At 69.1% G+C, this 14,505-nt stretch carries 10 protein-coding genes and 1 tRNA gene; 8 read left to right on the top strand and 3 right to left on the bottom strand.

Annotated features, from left to right (window positions below; genetic code table 11):
* Positions 1-107 precede the first annotated feature (107 nt).
* The 3 genes from AB0I10_RS30510 (at position 108) to AB0I10_RS30500 (ending at position 3,998) form a co-directional block, all read left to right on the top strand.
* The gene (locus AB0I10_RS30510; RefSeq protein WP_363155902.1) at positions 108-1,127 is read left to right on the top strand and encodes an SGNH/GDSL hydrolase family protein; all 1,020 of its coding nucleotides are present in this window, start codon (positions 108-110) and stop codon (positions 1,125-1,127) included.
* Between the two features lie 175 nt (positions 1,128-1,302).
* Positions 1,303-2,523 (top strand): acetyl-CoA C-acetyltransferase, encoded by a 1,221-nt coding sequence (locus tag AB0I10_RS30505; RefSeq protein ID WP_363155901.1) that lies wholly within the window; start codon positions 1,303-1,305, stop codon positions 2,521-2,523.
* A 506-nt stretch (positions 2,524-3,029) separates the two neighbouring features.
* Positions 3,030-3,998: a hypothetical protein gene (locus AB0I10_RS30500; protein ID WP_363155900.1), complete on the top strand. Its 969-nt coding sequence runs from the start codon at positions 3,030-3,032 to the stop codon at positions 3,996-3,998.
* Positions 3,999-4,026: 28 nt separating this feature from the next.
* Here AB0I10_RS30500 and AB0I10_RS30495 read toward each other — a convergent pair whose 3' ends face one another.
* Positions 4,027-4,371: a hypothetical protein gene (locus tag AB0I10_RS30495; RefSeq protein ID WP_363155899.1), complete on the bottom strand. Its 345-nt coding sequence runs from the start codon at positions 4,369-4,371 to the stop codon at positions 4,027-4,029.
* A gap of 98 nt (positions 4,372-4,469) precedes the next feature.
* Between AB0I10_RS30495 and AB0I10_RS30490 the strand changes: the two genes are divergently transcribed.
* The gene (locus AB0I10_RS30490) at positions 4,470-4,697 is read left to right on the top strand and encodes a DUF4287 domain-containing protein (protein ID WP_136744315.1); all 228 of its coding nucleotides are present in this window, start codon (positions 4,470-4,472) and stop codon (positions 4,695-4,697) included.
* Positions 4,698-4,984: 287 nt separating this feature from the next.
* On the opposite strand, the gene AB0I10_RS30485 is transcribed toward AB0I10_RS30490, so the two are convergent.
* On the bottom strand, positions 4,985-5,875 hold the full coding sequence (locus tag AB0I10_RS30485; protein WP_363155898.1) for a Bax inhibitor-1/YccA family protein: 891 nt from the start codon (positions 5,873-5,875) through the stop codon (positions 4,985-4,987).
* A 460-nt stretch (positions 5,876-6,335) separates the two neighbouring features.
* On the opposite strand from AB0I10_RS30485, the gene AB0I10_RS30480 reads away from it, so the two are divergent.
* Together AB0I10_RS30480 and AB0I10_RS30475 are read left to right on the top strand one after the other, a co-directional pair.
* Positions 6,336-9,185, top strand: coding sequence for a CDP-glycerol glycerophosphotransferase family protein (locus AB0I10_RS30480; protein WP_363155897.1), 2,850 nt, complete (start codon positions 6,336-6,338; stop codon positions 9,183-9,185).
* On the top strand, positions 9,185-10,354 hold the full coding sequence (locus tag AB0I10_RS30475; protein WP_363155896.1) for a glycosyltransferase: 1,170 nt from the start codon (positions 9,185-9,187) through the stop codon (positions 10,352-10,354). Before AB0I10_RS30480 ends, AB0I10_RS30475 begins: the two co-directional genes overlap by 1 nt.
* 104 nt (positions 10,355-10,458) lie before the next feature.
* Here the strand turns inward: AB0I10_RS30475 and AB0I10_RS30470 are convergent.
* Positions 10,459-10,540: transfer RNA gene (locus AB0I10_RS30470), tRNA-Leu, on the bottom strand.
* Between the two features lie 513 nt (positions 10,541-11,053).
* Here AB0I10_RS30470 and AB0I10_RS30465 point away from each other — a divergent pair.
* Together AB0I10_RS30465 and AB0I10_RS30460 are read left to right on the top strand one after the other, a co-directional pair.
* The gene (locus AB0I10_RS30465; RefSeq protein WP_363155895.1) at positions 11,054-11,836 is read left to right on the top strand and encodes an ABC transporter ATP-binding protein; all 783 of its coding nucleotides are present in this window, start codon (positions 11,054-11,056) and stop codon (positions 11,834-11,836) included.
* Between the two features lie 51 nt (positions 11,837-11,887).
* A complete protein-coding gene (locus tag AB0I10_RS30460) occupies positions 11,888-14,422 on the top strand; it encodes an ABC transporter permease (RefSeq protein ID WP_363155894.1) in 2,535 nt (844 codons plus the stop codon).
* Positions 14,423-14,505 lie beyond the last annotated feature (83 nt).

Raw genomic sequence — 14,505 nt, 5'->3', positions numbered from 1 at the left:
TGTGCGCGATGGGGCACAAACCGTTGTAGGAGTTTGTTGACGATTCAGGAGCGCGTCCGGCCCTCGGGCCGCGGCGCGCACGCACTGCACGGGGAGGTGCCCGGCCGATGACGACGACGATGACGATGTCCAGGGCGAGGGTGGCGCGACGGATCGCGACCGCCGCCGCGTTCGGTGGCGGCGGGATCGGTCTGCTCGGCGTCGCCGCCGTCGGCGTGCTGCTGACCGAGGTCCGGCTGGCCCGGCGGACGGTCGGCGGCTCCAGCGACATCCCGCCGTGCGCCGACGGCCGCTACGGCGCCGCCTTCGGCCACCGCACGGACCGGCCGCCGCTGCGGCTCGGCTTTCTCGGCGACTCCACGGCCGCCGGCCAGGGCGTCCACCGCGCCGGCCAGACCCCGGGCGCGCTGCTCGCCTCCGGGCTGGCCGCGCTCTCCGAACTGCCCGTCGACTTCCGCAATGTGGCGCTGCCCGGCGCCCAGTCCGACGACCTGGCGCGCCAGGTGGATCTGCTGCTGGGGGACGGCGAGGCCCCGGACGTCTGCGTCATCATGATCGGCGCGAACGATGTCACCCACCGGATGCCGTTCGCGGAGTCGGTACGTCATCTGTCCGACGCGGTCCGCCGGCTGTCCGGTGCGGGCTGCGAGGTCGTCGTCGGCACCTGTCCCGACCTGGGCACCATCGAGCCGGTCTACCAGCCGCTGCGCTGGGTGGCCCGCCGGCTGTCGCGCCAGCTCGCGGCCGCGCAGACGATCGGGGTGATCGGCAGCGGCGGCCGTACGGTCTCGCTCGGCGACCTGCTGGGCCCCGAGTTCGAGGCGCGGCCGCGGGAGCTGTTCGGCCCGGACAACTACCACCCGTCGGCGGAGGGCTATGCGACCGCCGCGATGGCCGTACTGCCGACGCTGTGCGCCTCGCTCGGCCTGTGGCCGGAGGAGGAACGGCCGGAGGCCGCCCGCCGCGAGGGCATCCTGCCGGTCGAACAGGCCGCCGCCCAGGCCGCGTCCGAGGGCGGTACGGAGGTCACCGCGTCCCGCCGTGCCCCCTGGGCCCTGCTCAAGCACCGCAGGCGCCGCCAGCTTCCGGAGCCGGAGGCGGCGGAGGTGCCGCCGATCGCGACGTAAGCACATAAGCGCCCGCTTAGAAAAGAGGCCCGCATCACAGCGTCCATGCCGTGACCTCAGCACTACGTGCAGGTAACTTCCCTCACAGTCCTGCCAAATCCCGCCCACCCGTCGCCCCACCGCCCCCCTCAACGAGGCGGTGCGCGCCGGGCCTTTCTTCTCCTGGAGCCGTGTGATGCCCGAAGCCGTGATCGTCTCAGCCGCCCGCTCCCCGATCGGCCGCGCCTTCAAGGGCTCGCTCAAGGACCTGCGCCCCGACGATCTGACCGCGAAGATCATCGAGACGGCCCTCGCCAAGGTCCCCGAGCTGAACCCCACCGACATCGACGACCTGATGCTCGGCTGCGGCCTCCCCGGCGGCGAGCAGGGCCACAACCTCGGCCGCATCGTGGCCGTCCAGATGGGGATGGACCACCTCCCCGGCTGCACCATCACCCGTTACTGTTCCTCGTCGCTCCAGACGACCCGGATGGCGCTGCACGCCATCAAGGCCGGCGAGGGCGATGTCTTCATCTCGGCGGGCGTCGAGACCGTCTCACGGTCCGTCAAGGGCAGCTCCGACGGCCTGCCCGACACCCACAACCCGCTGTTCGCGGACGCGGAGGCGCGCACCGCGGCCCGCGCCGAGCAGGCGGGCGCCGACTGGCACGACCCCCGCGAGGACGGCCTGATCCCGGACGCGTACATCGCGATGGGCCAGACCGCGGAGAACCTCGCCCGCCTCAAGGGCGTCACCCGCCAGGACATGGACGAGTTCGGCGTACGGTCCCAGAACCTCGCCGAGAAGGCGATCAAGGACGGCTTCTGGGAGCGGGAGATCACGCCCGTCACGCTTCCCGACGGCACGGTCGTCTCCCAGGACGACGGCCCGCGGGGCGGTGTGACGCTGGAGGGCGTCTCCGGCCTCAAGCCGGTCTTCCGCCCCGACGGCCTGGTGACGGCCGCCAACTGCTGCCCGCTGAACGACGGTGCGGCGGCGCTGGTCATCATGTCCGACACCAAGGCGCGCGAGCTGGGCCTGACCCCGCTGGCCCGGATCGTCTCCACCGGCGTCTCCGGCCTCTCCCCCGAGATCATGGGGTACGGCCCGGTCGAGGCGTCCAAGCAGGCGCTGGCCCGCGCCGGTCTGTCGGTCTCCGACATCGACCTGGTCGAGATCAACGAGGCGTTCGCCGCCCAGGTGATCCCGTCCTACCGCGACCTGGGCATCGACCTGGACCGACTGAACGTGAACGGCGGCGCGATCGCCGTCGGCCACCCCTTCGGCATGACCGGCGCCCGCATCACCACCACCCTCATCAACTCCCTCCAGTGGCACGACAAGCAGTTCGGCCTGGAGACGATGTGCGTGGGCGGCGGCCAGGGCATGGCGATGGTCATCGAGCGGCTGAGCTGAGTGGAAGCGAAGCTCAGCGCGACCAGAAAGCACGGGCGGCTGAGGTGACCCCGTAGTGAGCTGACCTTGTAGCGAAACGCCGGTCCGGAGGGTGCGCGCGGAGGACGGCGGGAGACGGTCCAACTCCCGTTCCGCGCGCACCCTTCGCCGTCGCCCGGACACGTACAGCGACACCGCGTGACCCGCATCACCCAGTGACAAGATCGCGACCCAATCTCCCCCAGGATTGTGACCAACGCCCTGGGGGAGAAGCATTTTTGCAGGTCAGCAGGGGGTCACCCGAACGTATAAGGGCCAAAGCCCTGCCCATTCCGGGACATAGCGCACTGGGAACGGTCGCCGACCACCGGCAGGCTGATGTAGGAAGTCGGGGGACATTCTGTTATCGGGAGTACGCCGATGAGCGAGCGCATCAGGGGGGTCCCACCGGCCGGAGGCCGAGGGAAGTCCATGAACAGGTGCGCGCCCCGTGCATACGGGGCCGCCGAGCGAAGCGAGGATGCGGCATGAGCCTCATGAACCTGGTCCTGCCCATGGCCGCGACGGTAGCCGTGGTGCTGGGCGCCGCGGCGCTGCACACCGCGCGGGGTCTGCGGCGCCAGATCACCGAGCTGCACGCCGAGCTCGTCGCCGCCCGTGCCGCTGCCGCCGCGGGCCCGGCCGCCGCGGCCATTCCGGCCGCCCGTACCACCCCGGCCACCGAGACGCCGCTGGCGGACATACGCGCCGCCGTCGCGGACGCGCTGGCCGAGGAGCGGGAGCGCGAACTGGCCGAGGCCCGTGCGTTCTGGGCCGCTCAGGAGGCCAGGGACGCCGCCGACGCCCCGTCGCTGCTGGGCGGGCTGGCCGGCCTGGGCGAGGAGAGCCCGCTGGACGCCCGCGCGGACCAGCGCGAGCTTCCCGAGCTGCCCGAGCGGCTCGGCCTGGACCGGTTCGACAGCCAGCCGTTCCTGCCCCGCCAGGCGGATCTGGCCGGGCTGGAGCCGCTGCTGGGCCCGGACGCCCTGGAGCCGGTGGACGCGCTGGAGTCCGTGGAGGCGCTCGAAGCGCTGGAGGTCCTGGACGCTCCGGAGTTCGAGCCCGTCGAGGAGACCGAGTCCGCCGAGCTGGCCGCCGCCCGCCGGCGCCACCCCTCGCACCCGGACTTCTCCCCCACCCCCGTCATCGGCGACCACGAGCGCACCGTCGCGCGCCTGGAGGAGCTCGCCCGGCGGGGCACCCCGCTCGCGGACGTACGCCCCGGTCCGCTGGGCACCCTGGACGTCTATGTCTTCACCGACGGCACCACGCTCTGCCTGACCCCGGGGCACCGCGAGACCTCGGAGAGCGTCGCCGACGCGCTGCACGCGGGCCGGCGCCCGGTGCTGCTGGGCGGCTCCGGCATCTCCGGCGCGTACGCCCTGACGTTCGCCTGGGGCGAGCGCCACCAGGAGAGCGTCTACATCCTGGCCGACCGTGTGATCGCCTCGCTCTGACGGCGCGGCGCGCCGATGGCGGCTGCGTTCAGCAGCGTCCCGCCGCCGCCCGGACCAGCCGTACGGCCTCCGCCAGTTGCTCGGCGGGGGCCACTTTCACGTCATCCGCGGGTGACGCCGCCACGCCCCGCAGCGCCTCGACAAGATCGTGGCCGGCCACCGCCAGCTGGTCGCCGACCGCGAACATCCCGGCGTCCGGCAGCTCGTACGGCTCCTGCCCGGGGCGCTCGATCCGCTGCGCTCGCAGCGTCAACTCCCGGGCCAGCGCGAGCCCTTCGGCGGCGGCGCCGCCGGCGAGGGTGCTCTGCGGGAGCGACCTGAGGCGGTCGGCGAAGGCGTCCACGGCGGTCTGCAAGGGGGTCACGTCAAGCACGTCATGAGCCTATGCGCCACTCCCGGGTGGTTGCCAACGGCGGAACCCTCAGGCACGGTGTGCTGAAGAACCAGCATCGACCGCGTCCGGAGGCGCCGATGTCTCAGCTCTTTTCTGAAGAGACCCACCGGAACATGCTCTCCCGCATCCCGCACTGCACCGGCCGGGAAATCTCCGACTGGCTCCGCACCGTTGACGAAGGACCGTCCCTCTTCCGCTTTGACGAAAAGGTCAGCTGGCTCCGTGGCGAGCACGATCTCGCCTACGGACACGCCAAGGCGATTGTCCATGAATACGATCTCAGGCGCGCCGCCCGCAAGCTCTGATATGCGATGCGGGGCTTAGGGCCTGTCCGATGGGTCAGGGTCGGAAAGGCCGCGGCGCCTGGTGCGGTACATCGCAAGGCGCCGGAGCGTCCCGATAGCGGAGCTATTGGGACGTTTCGGCAACGCCGCGAGGTGCCGTGCCAGACGCCGCGGGCCCGGCCATGACCCATCGGACAGGCCCTAGCTCGCGCCTTGGCGCACCTCAAGGCCGAAGGGCCCGTGGGCAGCTGCCCACGGGCCCTTCGTGCGCTCTGCGGCGCCGGGTGTCCCGGCGCCCGTGCCCGGCGTCAGTCGCCGCGCAGGATCGAGACCAGGCGCAGCATCTCCATGTAGATCCACACCAGCGTCAGGGTCAGGCCGAACGCCGCCAGCCAGGACTCCTCGCGCGGAGCGCCGTAGGCGATGCCGTCCTCGACCTGCTTGAAGTCCAGGGCCAGGAACAGCGCGCCGAGGACCACGCCCACGACGCCGAACAGGATGCCCAGGCCGCCGCTGCGGAAGCCGAGACCGTCACCCCCGCTGAAGACCATGAACAGCAGGTTGACCATCGTCAGCATCACGAAGCCGAGGGCCGCGATCATCACGAAGCGGGTGAAGCGCGCGTTGACCCGCACGATCCGCGTCTTGTACGCGATGAGCATGGCGACGAAGACCGCCATCGTGCCGAGCACCGCCTGCATGGGGGCGCCGGCCAGCTTCGGGATGCTGTTGAGCGCGCCACTGAGCGCGCCCAGGAAGATGCCCTCGAAGGCCGCGTACGCCAGGATCAGCGGCGGCGACGGCTTCTGCTTGAAGGACTGGACGAACGCCAGCACCATCGCGATCAGCGCCGCGCCGATGGCGAAGCCGAAGCCCTTGTTGCTGAGGAAGATCCAGCCGACTGCCGCACCGGCGATGACGGTGCCGAGCGTCATGCCGGTGCGCGCGACGACATCGTCCATCGTCATCGGGCGGGTCTGCGGCGTGTACTGCGGCGGCGCCTCGGTGAGGCCCTGCTGGCCCTGGGCGTACGGGTTGGCGTCCTGCGGCGCGTAGGGGTTGCCGCCCTGCGCGTACGGGTTCGCTCCGGCGTAGGGGTTCGCGGCGGGTGCCCCGGCCTGCGGCGCTGCGTTGAAGCCCGCGTAGCCGGTGCCGCGGCTGAACTGCCGTCGCGAGAAGACCGGGTTACTGCTCCTCATCTCACTCCTCCATGGCCGCCCAGCGCGGCCTTGACGCACAAGCGTAATAGCTTGGCAAAGACACGTCCCTAGTTCTTGAGCAGGATCTTCCCGCGGAACGAGGGACGATGCATACGCTACGTGGAGGACGTACGGGAGCACCCAGAGGTGCCCGAACGGCTAATTCCGCATATCGAATCCGATAAAGGTCTCATCACGGGAGGCCCGGCAGGCAACCGATTCGCAGAAGTCACCGTCCTCCCTGGTAGCCGGAACCTGCCCTGCCCTGCGGATCCACATCGACGGCGCATCGATGACGCGCCGATGACTCGACGTCACGATCCGCCCCGGCCGGGCACTTATTCGCACCGCATATGCCGGTCACTGCCCGTAACGGTAGGGGCACGGATGGCCGACAATCAGGGGTGCAGATGGGTCTATTCTGGCGGGAAACAGCAGCGATAAGAGGGTTGAGGTGCCTGTGCCTGACGTCTCAGTAGTCGTCATTGTCTACAACGACGCCGACCGGTTGCCGACCGCTGTCCAGTCCGTACTGGATCAAACGCTCCGGGACGTCGAGGTGGTGATCGTCGACGATTGCAGCACCGACCGTTCCTTCGAAGTGGCGCAGCACCTCGCCGCCGTCCATCCAGGGCGGGTAAGGGCCTTCCAGTTGCCGGAGAACAGCGGCGCGGGGGGTGAACCCCGCAACGTCGGCATCCGGCACACGACGGGGCAGTACGTCATGTTCCTGGACAGCGATGACGTCCTGGAACACAATGCGTGCCGGAATATGCTGGAGGCCGCCGAGGAAACCGGCTCGGACATCGTTTCCGGCCTGTGTGTGCGGCTGCACAAGGACACCCGGAACCAGAAGCGTGACGAGTGGTATGCGTGGCTTTATTCCACGACCCGCACGCTGGAGTCCGTTACGGAATTGCCGGACCTGTTCGTGTGGGACACCCTGTCCACCAACAAGTGCTACCGCCGGGATTTCCTTGTCGAGAACAACCTCCTGTTCCCCAAGGGGATGTTCTACGAAGACCTGATGTTTATTGCTGATGCCTATCTCGCGGCGAAGCGCATCACCCTGATCCCCAATCAGGTCTACTACTGGCACGTCTACGAGCGGGCCGCCGTGAAGTCGGTGACGAACCGGCGGCACGAGATGACCAACTACGCCCACCGGCTGGAGATTCACCAGCGGATCGACGCGCTGCTGGAAGAGCGCGGGCTGACCGAGATGAAGCTCGCCAAGGACGTCAAATTCCTCAAGCACGACCTGGTGCTGCATCTGCGGGATCTGCCCTTCCGCAGCGAGTCGTACCGCCGGGAGTTCGCCGAACTCTCCCGGGAATACCTCGCGAGCATCTCCCCCGAAGCGTATGAACGCGTCCAGCCGATTCAGGCCATCTGTGCGTATCTGCTGCAACAGGGTGACTGGGAGAATCTGATCCCGGCGGTCGACACGCTCATCAACCGCGACAAGGTCTCGTCGCCGCTCGCCGAGCACGACGGCCGGATCTATTGGTGCGACGGCCATTTCGACGACACGTTCGGGCGCGGCATCCTCGACGTCACCGACATCGGCTACCACGAGAAGCCGGTCAACAAGCTGTTCCTGCGCAATCAGCTCACCGCGTTCTCCGAGGCCGGCCGGACGGCGTCGCTGGCCGGCCGGATCACCAACCCGCTCGGTGTCATCCCCCCGGGCGCGAAGCTGACCGGCCAGCTGGAGTTCAGCGCCCGCCGGCGCAGCCTGCAGTCCTTCACCTTCCCGGTACGCATACTGCGCCACGAAGGCGACACCATCCACTGGGAGACCACGGCGGACATCACCGCGCGGCTGCGTCCCCTGGGCATCGTCGACACCATCTGGGACGTCCGGCTGGCCCTGGATGTCGACGGGGTGCGCACCAGGACCCGGCTCACCGTCGCCGACACCGAGCTGTCCGGTGGGCCGCTGCCCGTCCGGCCACGGCTGACCCGGATGGTCGCCGACCACATCGAGCCGCACATCTCCGCCAGGGGCCACCTCGCGTTCCGTCTGGTGAGTGAGAGCCGCACCAGCGAGCGCGTCCAGGAACTGATCGCCCGCGGTGTGCAGGGAAAGCCGGGGACGCTCGCCAAGGCGGGCTACCGCAAGGCGAAGACGCTGCGGAAGAGCCTGGTCTCCGGGGACAACAAACTCCGTGCGTATCACGAGGTGTTCAGCCGGCTGCCGATCAAGAAGCGCACGGTCGTCTTCGAAAGCCACCTGGGCAAGCAGTTCAGCGACAGTCCGCGTGCCATCTACGAGGAAATGCGCCGGCAGGGCCTCGACTTCGAGGCGATCTGGTCGTACAGCGGGAACCCGAAGGACTTTCCGCAGGGCGTCACCCTCGTGCGGCGGTGGTCGCTGGCGTATCTCAAGGCTCTCGCACAGGCCGAGTTCTGGGTGGACAACCAGAGTTATCCGCTCAAGCTGACGAAGCGTCCGGAGACCACGTACATCCAGACGTGGCACGGTTCCGCCCTCAAGAAGATGGGCTTCGACCAGCCGGTGCTGAAGGCCATGACGCGGCAGCAGCAGACGGAACAACAGCGTTCGCTGGACCGCTTCGACCGTTTCCTGGTCCGGTCCGAGCACGATGTGCACACCCTGGCCAAGGCCTTCCGGCTCAAGGAGAAGACCCTGCTGCGGGTGGGTTACCCGCGCAATGACGCACTGGTCAGGTCCCGGCAGCGGGAAGCAGAGCTGGGACGCCGCGAACGCGGGGCGCTCGCCGCGGAGTTGGGAATTCCCGACGACAAGACCGTGCTGCTGTACGCGCCGACGTTCCGCAAGGTGGGCGGCCGGCACGGCCGCTTCGAGCTGCCTTTCGACGTGGAGCGTTTCGCCGAGCAGTTCGGTGACCGCTACGTCCTGCTGGTGCGGTCGCACTACCTCAATCACGTGGTGCTGCCGCCGACCGTGCAGGGCAAGGTCATCGACGTATCCGCGCGGCACGACATCACGCCGATCCTGGAGCTGGCCGACGGACTGATCACGGACTATTCGTCGGTGATGTTCGACTATGCGCTGCTCGACCGGCCGTTGGTGTTCTTCACCTACGACTACGACGAATACGTCCACGAGGGCCGCGGGACGTATTTCGATCTGCTGGCGCATGCGCCGGGCCCGGTGGTCCGCACCGAGGACGATTTCCACGAGACCATCAAATCGTTCGAGACGCAGGCCCTGGAATACGCGACGCCCCGCAGGGAATTCGTCGCCAAGTTCGGAGAATACGACCGGGGCGACGCCGCACAGAGCATCGTCGATCAGTTCTTCGCGCAGTGGAGCCGTTGATGAGCAAGCCGAACGCCGCCCAGCCGCGGGACATCTTCTTCGTCTCCAACAGCGTCAACGAGCTGGGAGGCATCACCAGTTGGTCGCATCAGATGGCCCGTCTGTTCAGCGAGCGGGGCCACCGGGTGCATGTCGTCGGCGTGGTCCCGCCGCCCGAGGGCCGGGTGCACGAGCTGGCCGCCGACCTGCCGTACAAGACCACCACCCTCTACGACGAGCATCCGCCGAGCGTCCGCCCCGTACGCGGGGTCAAGGACAAGCTCAACCTCGTCGAGCAGCGCCGCCGCGCCTCCCGTGAGGCCGGGATGCGCGAACAGGCGGCCAAGATGAGCAGGCTGTTCCGGGCGGCCGGGCCGGGCGCGGTGGTGATCGTCACCCAGGTGTGGGCGATGGAGTGGGTCGCGCTCGCCGACACCGCGGGGCTGAAGGTCATCGGCATGAGCCATGAGTCGTTCGCGACCTGCCGCAAGTCCTCCCGCTTCCAGCGGGTGAAGCGGTTCTACGCGGACACCGACCGGATGCTGACGCTCACCCGTGAGGACGCCGACCACTGGATCCGCCAGCGGCTCGACAACGTCGGCTTCATGCCGAACCCGCTGCCGTTCTTCCCTGACGTGCCGTCCGACCGCTCCCGCAAGTGCGTGGTCAGCATCGGCCGGTTGCACGAGGAGAAGGGCGTGGACCTGCTCCTGGAGGCCTGGGCGAAGGTCGCACCGCGGCACCCGGACTGGACGCTGCGGATCTACGGCTCCGGCGAGGAGGCGGAGGCGCTGCGCAAGCAGGCCGCGGAGCTGGGAGTCGCGGCGAGCGTCGAGTGGATGGGGCGTACCGGCGATGTGCCGGGGGCGCTGCGGGACGGCTCGGTGTTCGCGCTGAGCTCACGCGGCGAGGGCTTCCCGCTGGCCCCTATGGAGGCGATGGCGACCGCCGTGCCGTGTGTGGCCTTCGATGTGGCGCCGGGCGTCCACGAGATCATCACGGACGGGGTGGACGGGTTCCTCGCCCCCCCGGGCAATATCACCGAATTCGCCCGGCACCTTGAGACCCTGATCTCCGACAAGGAGCTCCGGGACACGATGGGCGAGGCGGCGCGGGAGAACATCCAACGGTTCTCCACCGATGAGATTGTCGGCCGCTGGGAGGGTTTGTTCGACCTCGTGGAGCGCTGAGGCGACAGCGGGCAAAACGAGTAGGGCCGCCGGCATTCACCGGCGGCCCCTAACTCGTTGAAAATTCAGGTAGCCGGCCTTCTAAGGCAGTCGCTCACCGGCAGTGCCCGGAGCCGGACTTGAACCGGCACGGCCCGAAGGCCAGCGAGGTTTAAGCTCGCCGTGTCTGCATTCCACCATCCGGGCCTGGGATCCCCCATGCCGCCTCAAAGAGGGCAGCACGAGCGTAGCCCGCAGCGCACCACGCAGATCGGCCGCACATCCCGAGGTTGTCTTATTTTATTGGCAACTGAGGGAGCATCAGCGCTGGGTACACGCCTTCGGCACATGCCTGAGGCCTCGCTTTGCGGTTGAGCGTCACGACGAAATTCGTGCCCGAATTGACGGAAACTCGATGCCTCGTCGACGACCGCTGTCACCCCCGCGCCGTACGGCCTCCGGATCGCTCTGACGCGCGGCCGGCACCCGGCGGCACCGTCCTGGCACGCGGCCGGTGCGGGCAGCGGCTCTCAGGGTCCGTCTCCTCCGCAGGGATGACCGGAGGATGTGCGGGTACGCCCCAGGGTCGGTCCAAGGACGGTCACAGGGGTTGACGTCCCCACCCCTTTTCCTGACCCACGATGGAAGCCGTCCTCATCACGTGGCCGACCCGGCCACCGCGGACCAGACGGTCCCTCGTCCCGACAGGAGCTCCTCCCCGTGACCACCACCCACTCCGGCGTCTCGACGCCCACCCGCGCCACCGCGGTGGCCGCCCGCGCCACGGATCTCACCAAGGTCTACGGACAGGGCGAGACCCAGGTGGTCGCCCTGGACGCCGTCTCCGTCGACTTCCGGCAGGCCCAGTTCACCGCGATCATGGGCCCCTCCGGGTCCGGCAAGTCGACGCTGATGCACTGCATGGCCGGGCTGGACGCGATCTCCGGCGGCTCGGCCAGGATCGGCGACATCGAGCTGACCGGGCTCAAGGACAAGAAGCTCACCCAGCTGCGACGCGACAAGATCGGCTTCATCTTCCAGGCGTTCAACCTGCTGCCCACCCTGACCGCTCTGGAGAACATCACCCTCCCGATGGACATCGCGGGGCGCAAGCCGGACCGCGCCTGGCTGGACCGCGTCGTGGAGACCGTCGGCCTGGCCGGCCGGCTCAAGCACCGCCCCAGCCAGCTCTCCGGCGGTCAGCAGCAGCGGGTCGCGGTCGCCCGCGCGCTCGCCTCCCGGCCCGAGATCATCTTCGCCGACGAACCCACCGGCAACCTCGACTCGCGCTCCGGCGCCGAGGTCCTCGGCTTCCTGCGCAACTCCGTGCGCGAGCTGGGCCAGACCGTGGTGATGGTGACGCACGACCCGGTCGCGGCCTCGTACGCGGACCGCGTGATCTTCCTCGCCGACGGCCGGATAGTCGACGACATGCCCGACCCGACCGCCGACATGGTGCTGGAGCGGATGAAGGGCTTCGACGCCAAGGGCCGCACCAGCTGACCGGCAGCAGCCACTCGAACTTCGGACCTCTCCTCCAGGACTGACCCACTCATGTTCCGTACCGCCTTGCGCAATGTGCTCGCGCACAAGGCCCGGCTGCTGATGACCGTCCTCGCCGTCATGCTCGGCGTGGCCTTCGTCTCCGGCACCCTGGTCTTCACCTCGACCATCTCCGACGCATTCCAGAACAGCTCCCAAAAGGGCTTCGACAACGTCGATGTCGCCATCCAGCCGCACAGGTCCGACACGGACTCCGGCGCCCCCGGGGCCGCCCCGCGGCTCGACCAGAAGCTGCTCGACGCGGCCGCCAAGGTGCCCGGCGCCGCCTCCGCCACCGGCACCGTCTCCGGGTTCACCGCCATCGCCGACAAGAACGGCAAGCTGATCGGCGACGGCTTCACGACCCGCGGCGGCAACCACTTCCCCGCCGAGGACGGCAAGGACGCCCGTTACCCGATGCGGGACGGCGCCGCGCCCAAGTCCGCGGACCAGTTCGCGCTGGACGCGCACACCGCGGACCGCGCGGGCTACAAGGTCGGCGACACCGTCCGGATATCCGTCGACGGACCGGTCCGAGAGCAGAAGCTGACCGGCATCTTCACCACCGACGACGGCACCGTCGCGGCCGGCGGCAGCCTCGCGCTGTTCGACACCCCGACCGCCCAGAAGCTGTTCACCGCCCCCGGCGAATTCAACGAGATCGACGTCAAGGCCGCACCGGGCACGTCCCAGAGCGCCCTGAAAGACGCCGTCGACAAGATCCTGCCCAAGGACGGTGCCGAGACCACCACCGGCAAGCAGCTCGCCGACGAGCAGGCCGAGCTGATCGCCAAGGGCATGGACGGCATGAAGACCTTCCTGCTGGCCTTCGCCGGTATCGCCCTCTTCGTCGGCGTCTTCATCATCGCCAACACCTTCACCATGCTGGTCGCCCAGCGCACCAAGGAACTGGCGCTGATGCGCGCGGTCGGCGCCAGCCGCCGCCAGGTCACCCGGTCGGTGCTGATCGAGGCGTTCGTCGTCGGCGCGGTCGCCGCGGCCGCGGGACTGGCGGCCGGAATAGGTATCGGCGCCGGGCTGCGCGCGCTGATGAACGGCACCGGCGCGAAGGTTCCCGACGGGCCGCTGGTCGTCTCGCCGTCCACGATCCTGGCCTCGCTGCTCGTCGGCGTCGTGGTGACCGTCCTCGCCGCCTGGCTGCCGGGCCGCCGCGCCGCGAAGATCCCCCCGGTCGCCGCGATGAACAGCGTGCACGCCACCGCCACCACCAAGTCGCTGGTGGTCCGCAACACCATCGGCGCGCTCTTCGCGGGCGCGGGCGCCGCCGGCGTCCTGGTCGCCACCGGTATGGACGACGGCAAGGCCATGATGGGCGCGGGCGCGGTGCTGCTGCTGATCGGCGTGTTCATCCTGACGCCGCTGCTGTCCCGCCCGCTGATCGCCGTCGCCGCCCCCGTACTGCGCGCGTTCGGCATCTCCGGCAAGCTCGCCCGGCAGAACGCCGTGCGCAATCCGCGCCGTACGGCCGCCACGGCCTCCGCGCTGATGGTCGGGCTCACCCTCATCACCGGTCTGACGGTGATCGCGGGCAGCGTGCAGAAGAGCATCGACAAGATGGCCACCTCCTCGCTGAAGGCCGACTACGTCATCTCCATGGCCAGCCAGACGCCGCTCTCCCCTGACGTGGCGAAGAAGCTCGGCGGCCTGGACGAGGTCACCGCCGCCAGCCCGCTGCGCAACTCCCCGTCCCGTATCGGCGGCGGCACGGAGTATCTGACCGGCGTCAGCGGCAAGGACTTCGGCAAGGTCACCCAGCTCGACTTCACCGAGGGTTCCGTCGGCGGGCTCAGCGGCGAGCGGACCATCGTGGACGACGCCACCGCCAAGGAGAAGGGCTGGAAGACCGGCTCCCGCTTCCCGGTGACCTTCGAGGACGGCAGGAAGGGCGCGCTGACCGTCTCGGGCATCTACCAGGGCAACGAGATGATCAAGGGCATCATCCTCGACAACGCCACCCTGGCCCCGCACCAGAAGCACATCACCGATATGCAGGTGATGGTCAAGACGAAGGACGGCGCCACCGACGCCACCAAGGACTCGCTGGTCAAGGCGCTGGGCAAGAACCCCGCGATCACCGTCCAGGACAAGAAGGACGTCTCCGACGGCATCGCCCAGATGTTCAGCCTGATGCTGAACATGCTCTACGGCCTGCTGGCCATGGCCGTGATCGTCGCGGTGCTCGGCGTCATCAACACCCTGGCGATGTCGGTCTTCGAACGCTCGCAGGAGATCGGCATGCTGCGCGCCATCGGCCTCGACCGGCGCGGTATCAAGCGCATGGTGCGCCTGGAGTCGCTGGTGATCTCGCTGTTCGGCGGGGTGCTCGGCATCGGCCTGGGGGTGTTCTTCGGCTGGGCGGCCGGCGAACTGATCGGCGGCTCACTGGCGACGTACGAGCTGGTGCTGCCGTGGGGCCGGATGGGCATCTTCCTCGCGCTGGCCGTGGTCGTCGGAGTGCTGGCCGCGCTGTGGCCGGCGCGGCGGGCCGCCAAGCTGAACATGCTGGAGGCGATCAAGGCGGAGTAGCGGACCGCCGCCCCCTACGGCCCGAGGGCCCCGGACCACGAACGTGTCGTGGTCGGCCCGAGGGCCCCGGACCACGACAGATC

The sequence above is a fragment of the Streptomyces sp. NPDC050636 genome (genome assembly GCF_040654775.1).
Lineage (GTDB): Bacteria > Actinomycetota > Actinomycetes > Streptomycetales > Streptomycetaceae > Streptomyces.
Note: the sequence above shows the minus strand (reverse complement) of the source record. Positions and strands in the feature narration are given on the sequence as shown.

Coding starts and splice junctions, on each gene's coding strand:
- AB0I10_RS30490 (WP_136744315.1), top strand. CDS start 4,470: ATGTCTCAGCTCTTTTCTGAAGAGACCCACCGGAACATGCTCTCCCGC.
- AB0I10_RS30475 (WP_363155896.1), top strand. CDS start 9,185: ATGAGCAAGCCGAACGCCGCCCAGCCGCGGGACATCTTCTTCGTCTCC.
- AB0I10_RS30505 (WP_363155901.1), top strand. CDS start 1,303: ATGCCCGAAGCCGTGATCGTCTCAGCCGCCCGCTCCCCGATCGGCCGC.
- AB0I10_RS30500 (WP_363155900.1), top strand. CDS start 3,030: ATGAGCCTCATGAACCTGGTCCTGCCCATGGCCGCGACGGTAGCCGTG.
- AB0I10_RS30510 (WP_363155902.1), top strand. CDS start 108: ATGACGACGACGATGACGATGTCCAGGGCGAGGGTGGCGCGACGGATC.
- AB0I10_RS30485 (WP_363155898.1), bottom strand. CDS start 5,875: ATGAGGAGCAGTAACCCGGTCTTCTCGCGACGGCAGTTCAGCCGCGGC.
- AB0I10_RS30460 (WP_363155894.1), top strand. CDS start 11,888: ATGTTCCGTACCGCCTTGCGCAATGTGCTCGCGCACAAGGCCCGGCTG.